Source organism: Amycolatopsis sp. NPDC043885 (assembly GCF_056435685.1).
Genome location: NZ_JBWKEA010000004.1, coordinates 145,072 through 160,374, shown reverse-complemented (window position 1 = coordinate 160,374; position 15,303 = coordinate 145,072). Strand labels below are relative to the sequence as shown.

The window sequence follows — 15,303 nt, the reverse complement described above, 5'->3', positions numbered from 1 at the left end:
CGGTCCACGCCGCTCATCCGGTGACCGGGGTGCTCACCTCCGGCGCCCGATCGTCGGTGCGGCGGCCGAACAAGGCGGCGGTGAAGAGCGCGCCCACGACCACGGTGCAACTGATGACCAGGTAGACCGCGTGATATGTGGACAGGCGTTCGGACTGCTCCCCCGCCCCGGAGAGCGCCGAGGCGAACGCCACCAGTGCGGCGATGCCGACGCTCGAGCCGATCTGCTGCGCGGTGATGTTGAACGCGCCGGCGACGCCGTGCCGCGCACCGGGGACGCCGGTGAGCGACGCCGCGGTGAGAGCGGTGTAGGCCAGTCCCTGCCCGATGGCCATCACCGCGACTCCCGGCAGGATATGTGTCAGGTAGTCGCCGTCCAGCGGAGTGCGGAGCCAGAGCGCGACGCCCGCGGCGAGCAGGAGAAGCCCGACGACGAGGACTCGCCGCTGACCGAACCGCGACAGCAGGCGGCCCGCGACGTTCGACGATACGGCCACGAGCAGGCTCATCGGGAGCACCGCCAGCCCCGACTGCAGGGGGGTGTAGCCGAGCATGCCCTGCATGTAGAGCGGCGCGAAGAACAGGACCCCGTTGAGTGCGAAGAAGAACAGGCCACCGGCGAGGGTCGCCGCCCGGACCGGCCGGGAACGCAGGATGCCGACCGAGAACAGCGGCTCCGGCGCCCGGCGCTCCCAGAGCACGAAACCGACGATGAGAAGGATCGCCAGCAGTGCCGACACGACCGTGCCAGTGTCCGCGACGCCGACTTCGCCCGCCCTGGTCACCGCGAAGATGCCCGCCAGCAAGCCGGCGGTGACCATCGCCGCGCCAGGCAGGTCGACCGGACGCCGGTCTCCGGTCGAACTGGGCAGCAACGGCCGGATGCCGAGCAGGACCAGCGCGCTCATCACCGCGCTGAACGCGAACACCGCGTGCCAGCCGAACGCGCTGGTGAGCACTCCGCCGAGCACCAGGCCCACGCCGAAGCTCGCCGCGCCCACGGCGGTGTAGACGCCCAGTGCGCGGTTGCGCAGGCGGCCCGGCGGAAAGACCTGGAACAGCAACGCCATCGCCGCGGGTACGGACAAGGCCGCGCCCATCCCCTGCGCCGCCCTGGCCGCGATCAGCACCTCCGCCGTGGGCACGACGACCGGAGCGAGCGCGCCCACCGCGAAGACACCGATACCCGCCGCCAGCACCAGTCGTCTGCTGAAGACGTCGGCCAGCCTGCCGCCGAACAGCAGACAGCCCGCGAACGTGATCCCGTAGCCGGTCATCGTCCACTGGAGCAGGGCGTCGTCCATCCGCAGATCCCGCCCGATGTCGGGCAGCGCCGGGTTGACCACCGCCACGCTGCCGACGTCGAGCGCCACCGCCGCCGCGAGCAGGATCAGGGTCCACCACAGGCGTGGCGTGAAACCGGCGCCCAGTTCCTCGACGCGCGGCACTTGCTTGGTCACTAGAACGCTCCTCGAATGGTGACTGACGCGACAGCCCGGACCGATGCCGATCGATTCGGGGATTCGGCCAGCCTCGCAGGCCACGCGCCCCGCAGATAGTGCTCTGTCTTTCCTAGTAATCGGCGGGCTAGTCAACGAAATACCAGGAATCGCCGACGGGGCTATAGCGGACCTTGCTCGATTTTTCATCGGGCGTCGTGAGCATGGGTCACGTACCAGTCCGGCCAAGGAGGGAGATACCGGTGTCCGGCCAAGAACCTCACCCGCCTTTTCCCCGGCGAACCGGAAGTGGGCGGTGAACCGGGCGATCCACGGGCTCAGGGACTGTTTGGGCCAGTTCGCCACCGGCGTCACCGTGGTGACCGTTCGCCACGAAGGCGCCGTCCACGGTGCGACGGTCAACGCTTTCGCCTCGATTTCCCTCGAACCACCGCTCGTGATGGTCTCGCTGGACCGCCGCAGCAGATTGTGCGGGCGACTGGCGGGAGCTTCATTCGAAATCAACATTCTTTCGTCGTGGCAACAAGGAATCGCCCGGCATTTCGCGGGTAACGACACGGATCCGGCAGCCGAGATCCGCTGGGACACGCTTCCGCATTCCCTCCGCCTCGCCGGCTGCGCCGCGTATCTGACCTGCGCGCCGTGGGCCTCCTACGACGGTGGCGATCACGTGCTCTACCTCGGCGAAGTACGGAACTTCGACATCCGCGGCGGACCCCCGCTCATCTTCCACCGCGGTGACTTCCACGAACTGCGCCAGACCGCCACGCTCGCCCCCACCACCGACGGGACAGGAATTCTTCGATGACACTGCAGCAGGAAACCGCCGGTACGGCGAACGGCAGCCGCCCGGTCCCCCGGCCGATGAACGGGAAGGAATACCTGGAAAGCCTGCGCGACGACCGGGAAATCTACCTCTACGGCGATCGCGTCGCCGACGTCACGAAGCATCCGGCGTTCCGCAATTCCGCCCTGATGACCGCGCGGCTCTACGACGCGTTGCACGATCCGGCCAAACAGGACGTGCTGACCACGGCGACCGACACGGGAAGCGGCGGGTACACGCACAGCTTCTTCCGCACCCCGCGGAGCCAGCAGGATCTCCTCGACGATCGCGAAGCCATCGCCGAATGGGCGAGGCTCACCTACGGCTGGATGGGGCGGAGTCCCGACTACAAGGCGAGTTTCCTCGGCACCCTCGGCGCCAACGCCGACTTCTATTCTCCGTTCCAGGACAACGCCCGCCGCTGGTACCGGGAGTCCCAGGAGAAGGTGCTGTTCTGGGACCACGCGATCGTGCATCCGCCGGTGGACCGGCATCTGCCGTCCGAAGCGGTGAAGGACGTCTTCGTCCACGTGGAGAAGGAGACCGACAGCGGCCTGATCGTCAGCGGCGCGAAGGTCGTCGCGACGGGATCCGCGATCACCAACCTGAACTTCATCTCGCATTACGGCATGCCCATCAAGGAACGCGAATTCGCGCTGATCGCGACCCTGCCGATGACGGCGCCGGGGCTCAAACTCATCTGCCGCCCGTCCTACGCGGCCACCGCCGCGGTGATGGGCAGTCCCTACGACCATCCCTTGTCCAGCCGGTTCGACGAAAACGACACGATCTTCGTGATGGACAAGGTGCTCATCCCGTGGGAGAACGTGTTCATCTACGGCGACGCCGGCAAGGTGAACGAATTCGTCGCCGAATCCGGTTCACTGGAGCGGCTGACCTTCCAGAGTTGCATCCGGCTGGCGGTGAAGATCGATTTCATCGCCGGTCTCCTGCTCAAGGCGATCGAGATGACCGGGACCAAGGATTTCCGCGGCGTGCAGGCCCGGGCGGGCGAGGTCCTCGCCTGGCGGAACCTGTTCTGGGCCCTCAGCGAGGCGATGGCCCGGAATCCTCGGGAGTGGCGGGACGGGTCACTGCTGCCACGGAAGGACTACGGGCTCGCGTACCGCTGGTTCATGACCCTCGGCTACCCGCGGATCAAGGAGATCATCGAGCAGGACGTCGCCAGCGGCCTCATCTATGTGAACTCGAGCGCGGACGACTTCAAGAACCCCGCGATCCGCCCCTATCTCGACAAGTACGTCCGCGGTTCGAACGGGCACGACGCGGTCAGCCGGGTGAAGCTGATGAAACTGCTGTGGGACGCGATCGGCACGGAGTTCGGCAGCAGGCACGAACTGTACGAGCGCAACTCCTCGGGGAACCACGAGTCGATCCGGACCGAGATACTCGCGGCGCAGACCGAAAGCGGACAGGTCGACGGCTACAAGGGCTTCGCCGAGCAGTGCCTGCGTGAATACGACCTCGACGGCTGGACGGTGCCGGACCTCGACTCCTTCGACGAGCTGAAACACGTCATGCGCGGCCTGGGCCGTAGGTCTTGAGCCGGGAGGGACATCGTGTATCTGCTGGGAACGCACCGGTCCGTCACCGACCGGCTGAAACTTTCGACCCGTCGTGATCTGGGTGCGGGGAACTTCTTCTGGCACGTCTGCGAAATCGCCCGCGACCTCGACCGGCCGCTGCTCTTCCGGCACGATGGCGGCGGGAAGACATCGGGCCATTCCCTCGGCGGACTGCGTGACCGGGTTCTGCGGTGCGCGCGGTGGTACGCCGAAGAAGGGGTGAAACCCGGAACACGGGTCGGCGTCCACCTGACTGACGGGCTCGCCGGTTTCGTGCACCACATCGCGATCACCGCGCTCGGCGGGGTCACCACGCTCACCAACCCGCGGATGCCGCCGGAGACCGCGGCCCACTATTTCGCCCGCACGGGCACCACGCTCGTGGTCACCGACCTCGAACGACCGGCCACGGACGGCACGCGGTTCGTCGGCGAGGAAGCGGTCGGCGTTCCCGGGGACGGCCCGGCTCCGCCGCTGCCGGATCGGCACCGGCACCGGGACGACGACCTGGTGCTGATCTCCCATTCCTCCGGCACCACCGGTGTACCCAAGCCGACGGCCTTCGCGCACCGCACGTTCTCCGTCGGCAAACGGGAACGGCTCTGGAAGTTCCCTTCCCTGCGAACGGATCGAATGCTCACCGCGCTGCCGCACAGCCACTCGTCCGGGATCAGCTATCTGAGCCTCGCCCTGATGCTCGGACTGCCGACCATGCTGGCCGACGGGACGTCGGGCGCGGCGGTCGCGGCGGCGATGAACGCGTTCGAGCCCACACTCGTGCTCGGCTTCCCCGGTACCCTCGCGGAGTTGCCGATCGGCGCGCTGACAACGGAAGCCGCCGACGCCGTCCACACCTGGATGGGCATGGGGGACGCGTCGCACGAACGCCACATCCGCCCGTTGGTGGCACTCGGTCACACCCGGACGAACGGCGCCGTGACCGCCGGTTCGACCTATGTGGACGGTCTCGGTTCGTCCGAAATGGGCATGGTGCTGTTCAAACACGCCTACACCGCCGACTCCACCACTTACGCGCGGGCGATCGGCAAGCCGGTACGGGTGGTCCGCGAGGCCGTAGCCCTCGACGACGCGGGCCGGGTCCTGCCGCCGGGCCGGGCCGGCCTGCTGGGGGTGCGCACGCCGAGCGTCACCCCGGGATATGTGAACGACGAGACGCTGAACCACCTGGCCCGCCGCGGCGGCTTCTTCCTCACCGGCGACGTCGTGCGCCACGACGAGAACGGGACCTGGTACCACCTCGACCGGACGCCGGATGTCATCGAGACCGTCGATGGCCCGGTGTACAGCCTGCCGGTGGAAGAGGTCGTGCTCAACGAGACGAAGGCCTTGGACGCCGCCGTGATCGCGGTGGCCGATCCCGCCGTCCCGGACCGGTCGCTGCCCGCCGCCGTGGTGCTCTTCGGACACGGCGATCCGCCGGGCGCCGAGGAGATCCGAGCCTCGTGCAACCGCGCGCTCGCGCGAGCGGGACTCGCGGAACTCGCCGCCGTGGTCGTGGCCGGCTCACGGAGCGATTTGCCGGTGGGGGTCACCGGGAAGGTGCTCAAACGCGAGCTTCGGGAAAGGCATCGGGAACTCCTCACCCGCACGTCGAGCAGTGCCGAACAGAAGGGACGGAACGGATGACCGTGGTCGACGCCGACGTGGCCGCCGGGAACGGGACGGACGAGACGGCCGCGCGCGCCGTGGTCGACATCGTCACCGGGACCTGGCGTTCACAGGCACTCTACGCGGCGGTCGCGCTCGGTCTGCCCGATCACCTCGCCGAGGGGCACGTCACGAGCGCTTCCCTGGCCGCACGCGCGCAAGCCGACCCCGACGGCGTGCTCAGGCTGATGCGGTTGCTCGTCGCGATCGGCGTGTTCGACGGCGACGACCGCACCGGCTACCGGCTTACCCCGATTTCCCGGCTACTGCGCACCGGCACCTCGACGTCGATGCGCGAGATGTGCCGTCTCTACGGTGAGGAGTTCCATCAGGCCTGGGGTTCGGTCGTCACCGCGGTGCGAACGGGGCGTTCCGGCTTCGAGCACGCCTTCGACCGCACGCTCCACGAGTACCTCGCCGAGGTACCGGGGGCGGGGCAACGCTTCCTCGACGCCATGAACGCCGGGAGCGCCTTCTTCGCGGACGTCCCCAAGGCGTTCGACTTCTCGCGCGGGAAGACGGTCGCGGATCTCGGCGGCGGCAGCGGCAACCTGCTGTCCACCGTGCTGGAGGCCCATCCCCATCTCCGCGGGCTGCTGGTGGACAAGGAGCACATGCTGCCGGTGGCCAGGAACCAGCTCGTCGCGCGCGGCTGCGCGGACCGCTGCGAAGTGGTGGCGGGAGACATCTTCCGTGCCGTTCCCAAGGGCGTCGATTTCTATCTGCTGTCCCGGATCCTGCAGGACTGGGACGACGGCGAGTGCATCACGCTGCTCACGCACTGCCGCCGCGCCATGGCGGACGAGTCCGCGCGGGTGCTGATCCTGGAGCGGGTCATCCCCGATTCCGGGACCGAGGTCCTGCCGCTGCTGTGGGATCTGCACCTGCTGATGATGGCGGGCGGGCGGGAGCGGACCCTGGCGAGCTACGAGTCCATTCTGGACGGTGCGGGTCTCCGGCTCGAGGCCGTCCATCCACTGGCACTGGAGACCAGGTTGCTGGTCGCGGCGCCGGTGGCGCCGGGCCGGTCCCGGTGACGACGTCATGCGGATCTGCATCATCGGCCTCGGCCCCCGTGGACTCTCCGTGCTGGAACGGTTGTGCGCCAACGCGTCCGTCCTGGCGCCCGCCGACCGAGAACTCGTGGTGACCGTCCTCGACTCGCATGTGCACGACGGCGGGCAGGTGTGGCACCGGCGCCAGGATCCGAAACTACTGATGAACACCGTGGCAGCCCAGATCACCATGTTCCTCGACGACACCGTCGAGGCGGCGGGCCCGGTACTGCACGGCCCGAGCCTTCACGACTGGGCGAGGTCGATCGCGGCCGCGCCGTCGTCCGCCGACATCCCGGACGGCGTCCACCGGGAGGCCGCGCTGCTCGGGCCGGACAGCTATCCGTCGAGGGCCTTCTACGGCTCGTATCTGTACTGGACCCTGCGGCGGATCGTCAGGACCGCTCCGGCCTCGGTGCGGATCGTGCTGTGCGCGGAGAAGGCCGTCGACCTGCGGGACGCCGAAGACGGTTCTCAGCGCGTCTGGCTGTCCGGCGGAACCGTGCTCGACGGTCAGGACGCCGTGGTGCTCACCCAGGGCCATCTCGACACGCTCCCGGACCGTGAAGAGTCGGCGATGGCGCGGTTCGCCAAGCGGCACGGTCTGCGCTACCTCCCGCCGGGCAACCCGGCGGGCGCCGCGCTCGAAGACATCGGGCCGGGTGAAACCACCGTCCTCAGAGGAATGGGACTGGCCTTCTTCGACTATCTCGCTCTGTTCACCGAAGGAAGGGGCGGACGTTTCCTCCGCACCGCCGACGGGCTGGTCTACCGCCCGTCCGGCCGGGAGCCACGGCTGGTCACGGGATCCCGGCGCGGCGTTCCGTATCACGCACGCGGCGAGAACCAGAAGGGCGCGTACGGCAGGCACGAGCCGTTGTTCCTTACCCCGGCGGTGCTCGAACGGTTTCGCGGGCGCGCAGAGCCCGCCGACTTCCGCGTGGACATCTGGCCGCTCATCGACCGCGAGGTCCGCACCGTCTTCTACGGCGCGCTGGTGCGCGACCGCGGATCACCGGAGAGGGCGCGGGAGTTCACTCGCGCTTTCGTCACGGCGGCGGGCGATCGGCCATCGCCGCCCGTGCTCACGGATCCGCTGGCGCCGGCACCATCGGCTCGGGAAGAACGAGTGCTCGCCGAATTCGGGCTCGAGGAACGGTGGGACTGGCGCCGCGTGGCGTATCCGATCCCGGAGGCCGGGCTCACCGGCACCTGCCGGTTCCGGCGATGGCTACGGTCCTATCTGGACGAAGACATCGCGGAAGCGAAGCGCGGCAATGTGTCCAGCCCGCTCAAGGCCGCACTCGACGTGCTCCGGGACCTGCGCAACGAGATCCGGCTCGTGGTCGATCACGGCGGCCTCTCCGGCGACTCCTACCGTGACGACCTCCAGCGCTGGTACACGCCGCTGAACGCGTTCCTCTCGATCGGTCCGCCGGTGCGACGCGTCGAGGAGATGGCGGCGTTGATCGACAGCGGCGTGCTGAGCGTCCTCGGTCCGCAACTGCGCGTGCGGGCCTCGCCGGACGCCCGCCGGTTCATCGCGAATTCGGCGCGGGTACCCGATGTCACCGAGATCGCCACCACCTTGATCGAGGCCCGCCTGCCCGAGGCCGACCTGCGGCGGACCCAGGATCTGCTGCTGCGGAACCTGCTGGCACGAGGCGAATGCCGCCTTCACCGGATCCCGATCACCCACGGCGGTTCCTATCCGACCGGCGGCCTCGCCGTCACCCGCCGCCCGTATCGCCTGGTGGACCTCAGCGGGAGGCCGCACGCCCGCCGGTTCGCCTTCGGGGTACCCACCGAGACCGTCCACTGGGTGACGGCGGCGGGAATCCGGCCCGGCGTCAACTCGGTCATCCTGACCGACGCCGACGCAGTGGCCAGAGCCGCTCTGCAGATCGCGCTGCCGAACTCACCGTCATCCCGACCGAAGGAATCAGGAGAATCATGGATCTACAGCTGACCGGCCGTGTCGCGGTGGTCACCGGTGCTTCCAAGGGAATCGGACTCGCGATCGCCCGGACACTGCGCGAGGAAGGCGCCCGTGTCGTCGCGGTGTCACGGAAGAGCAGCCCCGAACTCGACCTGCTCGCCGGGGCCGGGCTGACCCACGTCGCGGCCGACCTGATGGATCCCGACGCGCCCGCGGACGTCGTGGCGCGGGCGGCGGACCTCTACGGCGGCCTCGACATCCTGGTGAACAACGCGGGCGGGCCACCACCGGGGGTGATCCTTCCGCGCTCCTCGTTCCTGGACGCGACGGACGAGGAATGGCGGAAGATGTTCGAGTTCAACCTGTTCTCCGCGGTCCGCGCCATCCGGGCCGCGCTGCCGCTGATGATCGAGCGTGGTGGCGGATCGATCGTCAACATCTCCTCGTGCAACGCGCGGCAGCCCTCCCCCATCAACGTCGACTACGGCGCCGCCAAGGCGGGCATGAACAACGTGAGCAAGGTGCTCTCCGAGGAGTTCGGTCCGCAGGGCATCCGGGTGAACGTGGTCTCCCCCGGTCCGGTCCGCACGGCGTGGTGGACCGAGGAGGGCGGCGTCGCGGACCTCTTCGCGGCCAAGACCGGGACGGACCCCGAAACCGTGATGACCGAGGTCGTCCCGGAGATGATGCGGCTGGCGACCGGCCGGATCGCCGACCCGGGCGAGGTCGCCGCCCTGGTCGCGCTGCTGGCCTCGCCCCTTTCCGCCAACACCACCGGGGCGGAGTTCGCGGTGGATTCCGGATTCGTCAAGACCATCTGAGGCGGAACGCCCATGAACTCTCCGGTGAGGACCCCGGTCGCCATCGTGGGCGGCGGACCGGTGGGCCTGTTGCTCGCCTTGTTCCTCGACCGGCACGGCGTCCGGTCGGTGGTGTTCGAACTCGCCGAGTCCACTTCGGACCAGCCCCGCGGCAGCACGCACAGCGCCCGCAGCATGGAGCACTACCGGCGGCTCGGCCTGGCGGGTGAGGTCCGCGAACTCGGCCTGCCTTGGGACCACTCGACGGACATCGCGTTCTACACCCGCTACAACGGGTTCCGGCTCGCCCGCAATCGCCGCCCGGCCGTGCGGGACCTGCTGCGCCAGGTCGCCTCGGGGCCCCGCACGGCGCAGGTGCCCGAGCCCATGCACCGCGCCAACCAGATGTACGTCGAACGGCTGCTCTTCCGCCGGGCTCGCGCCGCGGCGAACATCGAGCTGCGGTTCGGCTGGCGGGTGACCGGGATCGCCGCCGACCCCGGCGGTGCCGACATCCTCGCCGAGGACGCCGGCGGCCGGGTCCAGGCCTGGCGGGCGGGCTATGTCGCGGGGTGTGACGGTGCCCGCGGCGTCGTACGGGGCCACCTCGGCGCTCGGTACGCCGGAGCGGACCGCGTCGAGCAGGAAGTCCTCGGCGGCCGCACGGTCGCTGCGCATCTGCGGATCCCCACGCTGTACCGGGACTTCCTCGTCGACGGCGGGGCGTGGAGTCACTGGGCGGTGAACACCGATCTGGTGCTGAACCTCATCGCGCTCAACGGCAAGGACGAGTTCTTTCTGCTCACCAGCTCGGTCGACCCGGACTCGGCACCCGACGACGCGCTGGTCTCGGCGGTACGGCGGGCGGCGGGCGCGCCGATCCCGGTCACCGTGCTCGCCAGACGGCCGTGGACGTCGGGGATGGCGCTCGTCGCCGACAACTTCGGCACCGACCGGGTGTTCCTCGCCGGAGACGCGGCACACCTGTTCACGCCGAACGGCGGGTTCGGGATGAACACCGGACTGGACGACGCGGCGAACCTGGCCTGGAAGCTGGCCGCCGCGGTACAGGGCTGGGGCGGACCAGGGCTGCTCGCGTCCTACCACCACGAACGACGGCCGGTCGCGATCCGCAACACCGGCGCCGCGCGTGAACTCAATCTGGGTCTGGCGAACGTCGCACGGCCCCACTGCGTGGAGCAGGACACCGCCGAAGGCAGGGCGGAACGCCGTCGGCTCGGCCGGATGCTGGCGGACTACGGCGACCGGACGCTCGACACCCTCGGTGTCCAGCTCGGCGCGCGGTATGACGGTTCCCCGATCGTCGACGGCCAGGACCCCCCACCCGCGGACCCTCTCGACACCTACACCCCGAGCAGTGTGCCGGGCGGGCGGGCACCACATCTGTGGCTGGACGACACACGCGTCAGCGGCAGCTCGCTCTTCGACCACTTCGGCGTCGGCTTCACCCTGCTCCGGCTGGGGCCGAAGGCGCCGCCCGCCAACGGTCTGCGCGCCGAGGCGGCACGGCGGAACATCCCCCTCAAGGTGCTCGACCTGCCCGATCCGCTGGCCCGCGACCTCTACGAAAGGGATCTGGTGCTGATCCGTCCCGACCAGCATGTGGCGTGGCGAGGCAACGGTCTCGACCGCCCCGACCGGCTCCTCACCACCGTGACGGGCGGGCGATGAACGCCCTGGACTCCGGGTTGCTCGCCCCGGTGCGGGCCGGGACACCGGTGGAAGCGGCGACGTCCGACGAAGCCTGGCTCCAGGCGCTCTTGGACGCGGAGGTCTGTCTGGCCCGTGTCCAGGCCGGACTCGGCGTCGTCCCCGAGGAAGCCGCCGAACGGATCGGCGAGATCGCCCGGGCGGAGGCCGTCGACCTGGTGAGTCTGGCGAGGCGGAGCCGTGAATCCGCGAACCCCGTGGTGGCGCTGGTCGCCGACCTGAGCGCGCTGGTCGCCGAGAGCGATCCGGAGGCCGCCGAGTACGTCCACCGTGGGTCGACCAGCCAGGACATCGCCGACAGTGCCGCGATGCTGTTCGCACACCGGGCCACCGGCCTGCTGCTGGCCGAACTGGAGCGAGTGACCGAGGGACTGGCCAGGCTCGCGGAGGAACACCGGAACCTCGTCATGCCGGGGCGCACACTGGCGTTGCAGGCGGTACCGGTGACCTTCGGCCTGAAAGCGGCAGGCTGGCTTCAGTCGGTAGCGGCCGCCGCGGACGGACTCCGCCGGGTGAGGGACACGCTTCCCGCTCAGCTCGGCGGCGCCGCGGGCACACTCGCCGGCTACGTCGAGTTCGCCCGTCTGCGGTTCGGCGAGGACACCGGCGCCGCGCGCGTCGAACGCTATCCCGAAGACCTCCTCACCGGGTTCGCCGACGCGCTGGGCCTCGCCACACCGGTGCTGCCATGGCATACCGCCCGCGCCCCGCTGGCGGAACTGGGTTCGTCGCTGGCGGTGGTCTCCGGGGCGCTCGGCAAACTGGCCATCGACGTCCAGACGCTGTCCCGCACGGAAATCGGCGAGGTATCGGAACCCGCGGGCGCCGCGCGGGGCGTGTCTTCGGCGATGCCGCACAAACGAAATCCGGTACTGTCCACCCTGATCCGAGCGGCCGCGCTCCAGGTGCCGCCGCTCGCCCTGATCCTGGCCCAGTCCATGCTCGCCGAAGACGAGCGGCCAGGCGGCGCGTGGCACGCCGAGTGGCTGCCGTTGCGAGACTGCCTCCGGCTGGCCGGAGGTGCGGCCACCACCGCCGCCGAACTCGTGGAAGGCCTGGTGGTGCATCCGGACCGGATGCGGGAGAACCTGGACCGCACCGGCGGCCTGCTGGTGACCGAGCGGCTGGCCGCGGTGCTGACACCGTCGTTGGGACGGGTCGCGGCGAAAGCCTTGATGACCGAAGTGGCGGCCGAAGCCACGCGCACGGGCCGTTCGCTCCGCGAGACACTGCTGGCCGGCCCGCCCCTCGCCGCCCGCTTCGACGGCGAGGATCTGGCCGGGCTCTTGGCTCCGGAGCGGTACACCGGCGCGGCCGCCCGGCTGGTGGACCGGGCGCTGGCCGACTACCGGCAGCGCCGATCGAGTCTTCGTGAGTGACGTTATCGAGGGATGCGGCAAAGGTGCCGGGGCCGGCACCTCAGCGGTGCGCGTTCTTCCGCCTGGGCCCTGGTTCTCATGTCGCGAACGACTCGCGACAGAACCCGGCCGCGGTCGTGTCGTCCATCCAGTCACGCGTGTCGTCCGCCGGATCACGCGTGTCGTCCGGTCAGTCACGCGAAACCGCCGCCGCCGAACGACGCTTCGGCGGTGACCTGCCGGACGCTCCGAGCAGACCGGTCAGGGCATGGCCTCTTCGGCGCGTGTGGCACCTCCGTTTGCGCTCATATCGGCGCGCCGAGGCTTTCGGAAGTGCAGGTCGAAGCGCTGGACGTCGGGACGATCAGGTTGTCCGGAGTATCCGTTCGGACACCGGCGGCATCCACAGTGATGACGATCACAGCGAGACTCCATGCCCGGCATCCCTACAAACCGACCGCTCAGTACGGCAGACTCGACGTCACTTCAACTCGACGACGAGGAGTCACCCGTGACCGAACACCCCTCCCGTGTAGCGATCGTCACCGGCGCCGGCCGCGGCATCGGCGCGGCCGTGGCCGAACGCCTCGCTTCCGACGGGTTCGCCGTCGGACTGCTGGATCTCGACGAGGCAGGCGTCAAGCAGGGGGCCGAAGCGATCGTCGCCGAGGGCGGCAAGGCCGTCGGTGTCGCGCTGGACGTCAATGACGCCGCACAGGTCGAAGCCGCGGTGACGCGGGTGGCCGAGGAGCTCGGCGCGCCGACCGTGCTGATCAACAACGCCGGCATCACCCGCGACAACCTGCTGTTCAAGATGACCGAACAGGACTGGGACTCGGTGCTGGGCGTGCACCTGAAGGGGTCGTTCCTGATGACCCGCGAGGTGCAGAAGTACCAGACGCAGGAGAAGTGGGGCCGCATCGTCAACCTCTCCAGCACCTCGGCGCTGGGCAACCGCGGCCAGGCCAACTACTCCGCGGCCAAGGCGGGCATGCAGGGCTTCACCAAGACCCTCGCGATCGAACTGGGCAAGTTCAACGTCACCGCGAACGCCATCGCCCCCGGGTTCATCGCCACCGACATGACCGCGGCGACCGCCGAGCGGATCGGCATGTCGTTCGAGGACTTCAAGGCGGCGGCCGCGTCGCAGATCCCGGTGCAGCGCGTCGGCACGCCCGAGGACATCGCCAACCTCGCGTCGTTCCTGGTGAGCGACGGCGCCGGCTTCATCTCCGGCCAGGTCATCTACGTCGCCGGCGGACCGAAGGACTGAGCCATGCGCGAATTCGCCTCCCTGCAGGAGTTCGAGGACGCCGTCGGCGAGCACTTCGGCCACAGCGACTGGCTGACGCTCACCCAGGACCGGGTGAACCTGTTCGCCGACGCCACCGACGACCACCAGTGGATCCACGTCGACGTCGAGAAGGCGGCCGAAGGGCCGTTCGGCGCCCCGATCGCCCACGGTTTCCTGACGCTGTCGCTCATTTCGGGCTTCGTCGGGAAGCTCTACCGCGTCAACGGGCTCAAAATGGGCATCAACTACGGGCTGAACAAGGTCCGGTTCCCCCAGCCGGTCAAGGTCGGCGCGAAGATCCGGGCGGGCGCCGAGCTGGTCGAGGTCACCGACGTGGCAGGCGGCAAGCAGGCCGTCGTCCGGTGGACGATCGAGATCGACGGCGAGCCCAAACCGGCGTGCGTCGCGGAGATGGTCGTCCGGCTGATCGCCTGAGAAGGGTGACGTCCGGCACCTCGCCGGACCACCCCTACCCGACATACCGACTGGTCGGTACTGTAACCGGAAAGCGAGCCGCTGGAGGCACCATGAACCAGTCCGACCTGCCGGGCCTCGACCTGGCCAGGCTCAAGGCCCATCTGGACGAGCACCGGCCGGGTCTCGTCCAGGGCGACCTGAGCGGCCAGGTCGTGGAAGGGGGCCGGTCCAACCTGACCTACATCGTGGGCGACGGCCGGTCCCGCTGGGTGGTCCGCCGCCCGCCGCTGGGCCACGTCCTGCCGACCGCGCACGACATGAGCCGCGAATTCCGGGTGATCTCCGGACTGCACGGCACGGCGGTCCCGGTGCCGGAAACCGTGCTGCTGTGTGAAGACACCGACGTCATCGGCTCGCGGTTCTACGTGATGGAGTTCGTGGAGGGCACCCCCTTCCGCTCGGACACCGAACTCGCCGCGCTCGGCCCGGCCCGGACCAGGGCGATCGCGGAGGAACTGGTCGACACCCTGGTCGAATTGCACGCCGTCGATCCGGAATCGGTGGGGCTGGGCGACTTCGGCCGCCCGGAGGGCTTCCTCGAACGCCAGCTGCGGCGCTGGAAGAAGCAACTCGACGGCAACCGCAGCCGCGACCTCCCCGGCGTCGACGAACTCCACGACCGGCTCGCCTCGTCGGTCCCCGAATCGGGCAGGCCGTCGATCGTGCACGGCGACTACCGCCTGGACAACGTGCTGGTGAACGCGGACGACCGGATCACCGCGGTGCTGGACTGGGAGATGTCCACCCTCGGCGACCCGCTGACCGACCTCGCGCTGCTGGTGGCCTACGCCGAACGCGACAAGGTCTCGCTGCAGTTCGTGTCCAACGCCAGCTCGGCGCCGGGCTATCCGCGCAACGACGAGGTCATCGCGCGGTACGCCGAACGTTCCGGCCGCGACGTCTCCCGGCTCAACTGGTATGTGAGCTTCGCGTTCTTCAAACTCGCGGTGATCCTGGAAGGCATCCACCTCCGCTACAGCAAGGGACAGACCGTCGGCGCCGGCTTCGACGGCATCGGCTCGGGCGTCGTCCCGTTGATCGCGCACGGCAACGAGACTCTCAAGGCCGAATGACGGGACGTGCGATGACTTGCTCGAAAGGTGGCCAAGC

Annotated in this window: 12 protein-coding genes; 11 read left to right on the top strand and 1 reads right to left on the bottom strand. The window is 69.3% G+C overall.

Going from position 1 to position 15,303, the window contains the following annotated elements; genetic code table 11:
- Nucleotides 1-13: 13 nt before the first annotated feature.
- Entirely contained in the window at nucleotides 14-1,459 is a 1,446-nt protein-coding gene (locus AC069I_RS15780; RefSeq protein ID WP_478229038.1) for an MFS transporter, read from the bottom strand.
- A gap of 295 nt (nucleotides 1,460-1,754) precedes the next feature.
- Between AC069I_RS15780 and AC069I_RS15775 the strand changes: the two genes are divergently transcribed.
- From AC069I_RS15775 to AC069I_RS15725, 11 genes are all read left to right on the top strand, one after another.
- Nucleotides 1,755-2,267, top strand: a complete 513-nt coding sequence (locus AC069I_RS15775) for a flavin reductase family protein (protein WP_478229037.1) — start codon at nucleotides 1,755-1,757, stop codon at nucleotides 2,265-2,267.
- Nucleotides 2,264-3,850, top strand: coding sequence for a 4-hydroxyphenylacetate 3-hydroxylase family protein (locus AC069I_RS15770; protein ID WP_478229036.1), 1,587 nt, complete (start codon nucleotides 2,264-2,266; stop codon nucleotides 3,848-3,850). Before AC069I_RS15775 ends, AC069I_RS15770 begins: the two co-directional genes overlap by 4 nt.
- 15 nt (nucleotides 3,851-3,865) lie before the next feature.
- Entirely contained in the window at nucleotides 3,866-5,518 is a 1,653-nt protein-coding gene (locus tag AC069I_RS15765) for a class I adenylate-forming enzyme family protein (protein WP_478265703.1), read from the top strand.
- Nucleotides 5,515-6,576 carry a methyltransferase gene (locus AC069I_RS15760; protein ID WP_478265702.1) on the top strand — a complete coding sequence of 354 codons (1,062 nt, stop codon included), beginning with the start codon at nucleotides 5,515-5,517 and terminating at the stop codon, nucleotides 6,574-6,576. The genes AC069I_RS15765 and AC069I_RS15760 overlap by 4 nt, the downstream gene beginning before the upstream one ends.
- A gap of 7 nt (nucleotides 6,577-6,583) precedes the next feature.
- On the top strand, nucleotides 6,584-8,563 hold the full coding sequence (locus AC069I_RS15755) for an FAD/NAD(P)-binding protein (protein WP_478265701.1): 1,980 nt from the start codon (nucleotides 6,584-6,586) through the stop codon (nucleotides 8,561-8,563).
- Nucleotides 8,548-9,354 carry an SDR family NAD(P)-dependent oxidoreductase gene (locus AC069I_RS15750; RefSeq protein ID WP_478229032.1) on the top strand — a complete coding sequence of 269 codons (807 nt, stop codon included), beginning with the start codon at nucleotides 8,548-8,550 and terminating at the stop codon, nucleotides 9,352-9,354. Before AC069I_RS15755 ends, AC069I_RS15750 begins: the two co-directional genes overlap by 16 nt.
- A 12-nt stretch (nucleotides 9,355-9,366) precedes the next feature.
- Nucleotides 9,367-11,025: an FAD-dependent monooxygenase gene (locus AC069I_RS15745; protein ID WP_478265700.1), complete on the top strand. Its 1,659-nt coding sequence runs from the start codon at nucleotides 9,367-9,369 to the stop codon at nucleotides 11,023-11,025.
- The gene (locus AC069I_RS15740) at nucleotides 11,022-12,443 is read left to right on the top strand and encodes a nitrosuccinate lyase (RefSeq protein ID WP_478265699.1); all 1,422 of its coding nucleotides are present in this window, start codon (nucleotides 11,022-11,024) and stop codon (nucleotides 12,441-12,443) included. Before AC069I_RS15745 ends, AC069I_RS15740 begins: the two co-directional genes overlap by 4 nt.
- 490 nt (nucleotides 12,444-12,933) lie before the next feature.
- Nucleotides 12,934-13,695: a 3-oxoacyl-ACP reductase FabG gene (gene fabG / locus AC069I_RS15735; protein WP_340683010.1), complete on the top strand. Its 762-nt coding sequence runs from the start codon at nucleotides 12,934-12,936 to the stop codon at nucleotides 13,693-13,695.
- Between the two features lie 3 nt (nucleotides 13,696-13,698).
- Nucleotides 13,699-14,151 carry a MaoC family dehydratase gene (locus AC069I_RS15730; protein WP_478229029.1) on the top strand — a complete coding sequence of 151 codons (453 nt, stop codon included), beginning with the start codon at nucleotides 13,699-13,701 and terminating at the stop codon, nucleotides 14,149-14,151.
- A 92-nt stretch (nucleotides 14,152-14,243) separates the two neighbouring features.
- The gene (locus AC069I_RS15725) at nucleotides 14,244-15,266 is read left to right on the top strand and encodes a phosphotransferase family protein (RefSeq protein WP_478229028.1); all 1,023 of its coding nucleotides are present in this window, start codon (nucleotides 14,244-14,246) and stop codon (nucleotides 15,264-15,266) included.
- Nucleotides 15,267-15,303 lie beyond the last annotated feature (37 nt).